Source organism: Mesorhizobium sp. M1A.T.Ca.IN.004.03.1.1 (assembly GCF_003997555.1).
In the GTDB taxonomy this organism is placed as follows: Bacteria; Pseudomonadota; Alphaproteobacteria; order Rhizobiales; family Rhizobiaceae; genus Mesorhizobium.
Genome location: NZ_RZTV01001000.1, coordinates 1 through 240, shown reverse-complemented (window position 1 = coordinate 240; position 240 = coordinate 1). Strand labels below are relative to the sequence as shown.

Here is a 240-nt window from a genome sequence, read left to right as displayed (position 1 = left end):
TTCGGACCCCGCCTAGAGGTGCGAACCACTAGGACTTTGATTGAAGTGTCACACCGCGATTAAGCAGCGAGACGAGCTTCCGCATAGTTGTCGTTTGCAACTACAATTTTAGCCCGATAACGGCGGTACAATGCCGAGCAAAAAGACGATCTTTACACCCTTGTCGATCCTGTTTCGCCCCCATCAAAAGCCGGCCTTCGAGGCCGCCGGTTTTTGGTGGAGGCGCCGGGTACCGCCCCC

Annotated in this window: 1 other RNA gene; it reads right to left on the bottom strand. The window is 55.8% G+C overall.

What is annotated here, in order from left to right:
• Positions 1–2 precede the first annotated feature (2 nt).
• Positions 3–240: a transfer-messenger RNA gene (ssrA, locus tag EOD29_RS34680) on the bottom strand; the annotation flags it as partial.